The sequence below is a fragment of the Candidatus Jordarchaeum sp. genome (assembly GCF_052745115.1).
Window position 1 is genome coordinate 1 of the sequence record NZ_JBRAKS010000315.1, and the last position, 4,353, is coordinate 4,353.

At 43.1% G+C, this 4,353-nt stretch carries 6 protein-coding genes; 3 read left to right on the forward strand and 3 right to left on the reverse strand.

Going from position 1 to position 4,353, the window contains the following annotated elements; translation table 11 throughout:
• The 3 genes from ACUVXA_RS16830 to ACUVXA_RS16840 form a co-directional block, all read left to right on the forward strand.
• Positions 1-932: 2-hydroxyacyl-CoA dehydratase subunit D (locus ACUVXA_RS16830; RefSeq protein WP_445872447.1), on the forward strand; the 932-nt coding region annotated here is incomplete at its 5' end.
• 16 nt (positions 933-948) lie between these two features.
• Positions 949-1,734 carry an acyl-CoA dehydratase activase gene (locus tag ACUVXA_RS16835; protein ID WP_445872448.1) on the forward strand — a complete coding sequence of 262 codons (786 nt, stop codon included), beginning with the start codon at positions 949-951 and terminating at the stop codon, positions 1,732-1,734.
• Between the two features lie 115 nt (positions 1,735-1,849).
• Positions 1,850-2,074 (forward strand): class I SAM-dependent methyltransferase, encoded by a 225-nt coding sequence (locus tag ACUVXA_RS16840; protein WP_445872452.1) that lies wholly within the window; start codon positions 1,850-1,852, stop codon positions 2,072-2,074.
• Positions 2,075-2,576: 502 nt separating this feature from the next.
• Here the strand turns inward: ACUVXA_RS16840 and ACUVXA_RS16845 are convergent.
• The 3 genes from ACUVXA_RS16845 to ACUVXA_RS16855 form a co-directional block, all read right to left on the reverse strand.
• Complete coding sequence (locus ACUVXA_RS16845) at positions 2,577-2,930, reverse strand: hypothetical protein (protein WP_445872449.1); 354 nt, start codon at positions 2,928-2,930, stop codon at positions 2,577-2,579.
• Positions 2,931-3,069: 139 nt separating this feature from the next.
• On the reverse strand, positions 3,070-3,648 hold the full coding sequence (locus ACUVXA_RS16850; RefSeq protein ID WP_445872450.1) for a hypothetical protein: 579 nt from the start codon (positions 3,646-3,648) through the stop codon (positions 3,070-3,072).
• 140 nt (positions 3,649-3,788) lie between these two features.
• A partial coding sequence (locus ACUVXA_RS16855; protein ID WP_445872451.1) for a hypothetical protein occupies positions 3,789-4,353 on the reverse strand: 565 nt, incomplete at its 5' end.

Consider the following 4,353-nt stretch of genomic DNA (forward strand, 5'->3'; position numbering starts at 1 on the left):
ATCTTAAGGGGGATGCTCCTCAACCGGACTATATTATTTACGCGGCTCAGCCATGTGATTCGCTCAATATTGAGTACCAGATATACGAAAACCTGTTTAAAGTACCGTCTTTTCCCATCGATGTTCCCTACTGGCATTACGATCCTCAATCAGAATTTTATGACCAGAAAACCTTACCCTACCTTACAAATCAATTGAAGAATATGGTAAAGTGGCTTGAGAAACAGACTGGTCAGGAAATGGATTCGGAAAAGCTCAGAAAAGTGGTAGAACTATCAAACGAGACGCAGGAGAACATTCTCGAATTTAATGAATTGATGAAGGCAATTCCCTGTCCTCTACCCAGTCTGACGCCCTTCAACAATTATATAGTAGAACTAACCACAGCTGGAATGCCTGAATGTGTGGAATACGCTAAAGCAATGAGGAATCAGGCAGCGGAAAAGGTGAAGAGAAAGGAGGGAGTAATCCCCGGAGAAAAAATTAGGGCGGTATGGTTGTACACACATGTTTTCTTCTCACCGGACCTGTTTAACTGGATGGCTGAAAAGTTTGGGGCAGTGGTGGTTATGGATATGCTGGGCTACTTTATCACCAAGCCCATAAACACCTCCAGCACCGATAAAATATTTGAGGGCTTAGCGGAAAAGATTCTGGACATGCCTATGGCACGGCAGTGCCGAGGCCCCGCAGAATACTACATAGACGATTATGTGAAGATGTGCAGAGAGTACAGCGCGGACTGCGCCATTTTCTCGGGGCACATGGCCTGTAAGCACAGCTGGGGTCTAATAAAGCTCTTAGCGGAATCGCTGCGGGAAGAAGTTGGGATTCCCACCCTGGCCTTTGAGGTAGATACTATGGACTCCCGACCGGTACCCCGGGGAACCATTGAAGCCCGGCTCGAACAATTCTTCACAACCATAATGTGAAAGCCTGGTGTAACGAATGATAGTTGCAGGATGCGCCATCGGCTCTCTAACCGGTAAAGCACTAATCATGAAAGACAGCAAAATACTCGCCTATAGCATAGTTCCCTCAACCATTAAGCCCGAAAAAACCTCACGGAACGCTATGGACACAGCCCTAGAAAATGTGGGATTAAAATCTGGAGATATAGAATACATTGTCGGTACCGGCTATGGTAGGATGAAGGTTTCATTTGCCGACCTAAACGTTTCGGAACTCAGTTGCCACGGTAAAGGCTCACACTGGCTGATTCCTTCTATCAGAACCGTAATAGATGTGGGCGGACAGGACTGCAAGGTGATTAGACTGGATGATGATGGGAGAATTCTGGACTTCGCAATGAACGATAAATGCGCCGCTGGAACCGGAAGATTTTTAGAAGTCATGGCTAAAGCAATGGAAGTAAAGCTTGATGACCTGGGGGAACTTTCTAAAAAATCTGTTAACCCGGCCCAGATAACCAGTCAATGCAGCGTTTTTGCCGAAACAGAGGTCATCAGCCTCATCGCACAGGGAGTAGAAGTGGTAGACATAATAGGGGGAATACACGAGTCCATAGCTAGCAGAATCGCTTCCCTAGTCCACAAAGTGGGTCTAAAAGAAGATGTCACTGTAACTGGAGGTGTTGCCAAAAACAGTGGTGTGATTGAGGCCATAAAAAAGAAACTAGGGGTAGAAATTAAAAAACTGCCACTAGACCCCCAAGTCATCGGAGCCCTTGGAGCAGCTCTAATCGCTCAGGAAAAGTACAGTTCCAAAAAGTAGTTTAAGCAAATTGGAAAGGGCAATCACCAGTTTTGTTTTTATCCCTTTTTTGGAGAGGGTGACTTCCTTCTTAAATTAAGTCTTCAGAATTAGTTTCCAAGAATTTTGTTGTAAAATTGGATCCGCCGAGAATATTCCTCTACCCGATGAAAGCGTAGACGTTATTGTGACTTTAGACAGCTTGTACGAGTGGAAAAATTTGGGAAAAAGCATCAGGGAGATACACCGGATACTAAAGAGACAGGGGCTCCTCGTAGGAAGAGATTCCAACAAAGAAGCACCAAATTGGAGAATCAAGTTAAATTTCATTTCGTTCGATTTGCCCTTAGAGAGGGGTTAAAATCTGCAAGGGGACATTTTAGTACACACAAGTGGCACTCCTTAAGCGAGGTAAAACAACTATTGGAGAAAGAGCACTTCATTTAAGATGCGAGGGTAGGAGTAATGTACACAATTATAGGAAAAAAGCATTGAGCCAAACAACCATACTAAATATTATTTACTAAAGTCATTAACAGTTGCGACTTCATCTTTCTACTGTTGACAACCCTAAATCGGGAAAAAAGCCCTATGAATACTCCTTTTTGAGTTAAAATCGACCCCTTCATAACCATCAGTTTTAAAAAATAAATGAAATGTATTGTGAAAGTCCTTTAATACCTCCATAGTCCTTTTTAAGCCGAAGTTTAAAGGTATCACAGAAACCCTAATATGATAATGATTATGTCCTGTATTATACCAAGTATAGTTGCGCTGTCAGAAGCTAGACTTAATTGTTCATATATTTCTTGTTGGTCAATGGTAGTGAGTGTAATTAGTGGGATGTATGTACCCAATTGCACTCAATTGCCATTACCGAACACTCCAATGAAGGTACTGTAGAAGTAGGCCATATTTGCTGCTGCCCATCCGTTAATTACTGCAGCGGGTCCATAGGGCCAAACCTGCCCTGTGACACCATTCTTGTTTATAAGATAGTATGTAACCGTTGGTACGAGATCCCACCACGATTGGCTATAGATGGAATAATGCAGTCTCTCAAGTGTTCTGAATCCCCACTCTCCGTTATATTGTATCACAGCGAGGCAGGCTGTCATAATATTTTTTTCTTTCATTGTCCCAATTTGTCCTACTATATATTCAATAGCAGTAAGAACAAGCCCAGCTGCAATTCTAATTGAATCGGAGATAGACAAAGTAGAAATACTTGCTATTCCAAAAGGTAATTTAACGAGTTTAATATTTTGTGAGAGGAAAGACCATACGTAAAGTAGATACCACGCTACACCTTCTAATAAAGTGGGTCTTCAAAAAAAGGAGGGAGTTAAGGGTACTCTAAGTAGAGGGCTTGAAGCTCTCGGGAGACAGAGACTTCAGCCTATTCCAAAAGGATGAGTCGTAGCGCCAGCTAATTAACGCTATAAGCAGAACAATGAAAAGTATGCCGTAAATAGCGTTTATAAGCCCGGTTTGAGTATAATGCATTATGATTAGGATTATTAGAATTTCGAGGTTGACAAGCAGAGGCGAAGAGTAGAGGAAGTAGTTGATGGCGCAGTGGAGGAAGAAACCCATGAGGCGGGGACCATACGGAAGGGCAAGCAAGTAAAATGTGCCGATTGATGCCCCCAGCAGAGGAGGGGCTAGTAGGGCAGATAGCATTAACCTGTTTTTCTTGTAACATTCCCGAGTAAAAGCTTTAAAGGCTCCCCACGCCTCGTCAAAGCTCTCAAAATTCTTAGACAGAATCTTAAAAATTCGTGTGAACATAGCGAGTGTAAACACAAGAATGGAAAGGCTGAGGGGAACAGGCCGAGCCATCATAGAGTACTGGTAGCGAAGATATAAGTCATAAGCCGCCACCAAATACTGCTTATGAGGCAACCAATAGTAAGGCAATAGCGAGTCCGGCACAGTTACCATCCAATAAAAGTGGTAAATAAGGATCAACACCAAACCTAAAATAAGTAAAAAAAGTAGGAGGCGAGCTACGTTTTTCGTTCTCATATTCATTAACACCTCTCAATTTTTTCTTGTCCTCACAAAGATAAATATTATTCTGTTGGCCACGTGCCCATCCACACCATGCGATTAAACCCAAGGGTTGCGCCCCAAAGCAACAAATTGCTTCTTAGATTATCAAGTTGCCAAGCCAAAGCAATCACGTAGGCCACTAAACCACCCACAGCGATTAAGGGAGCGTTCTGAGTATAGGGATTGGGCAATCCTTGAACATAGGCACCATTGTAAAGAACATAGCCAATCATGAAATAAGAGGGGAGCCACGCATATATAGTCCAAGGATAGATGTAATGCACATGAAGTTGAGACTGTATACCCCAATTTTCATAAGCAGACATCCCCCAAGCATAAACTGTCCGGTCGCGAAGATACTCAGCCTCCTGAGCATTGACTATAACGAGTCCAATACCAACAAATACTCCTACCAATGCTCCACATATACCTCCAACTAAATAGCCTACTACTGCAGGAAACAGCACATCTAATATGTCCCCATACGAGACGCCACCGATCATACTTGCAAGTGCCGCCACAATCCAGGCGTTAGATTCGGTGGGATAGGTGAATCTAACGTTGAAGTAAAGTTCCTCCCCGATT

Coding starts and splice junctions, on each gene's coding strand:
- ACUVXA_RS16835 (WP_445872448.1), top strand. CDS start 949: ATGATAGTTGCAGGATGCGCCATCGGCTCTCTAACCGGTAAAGCACTA.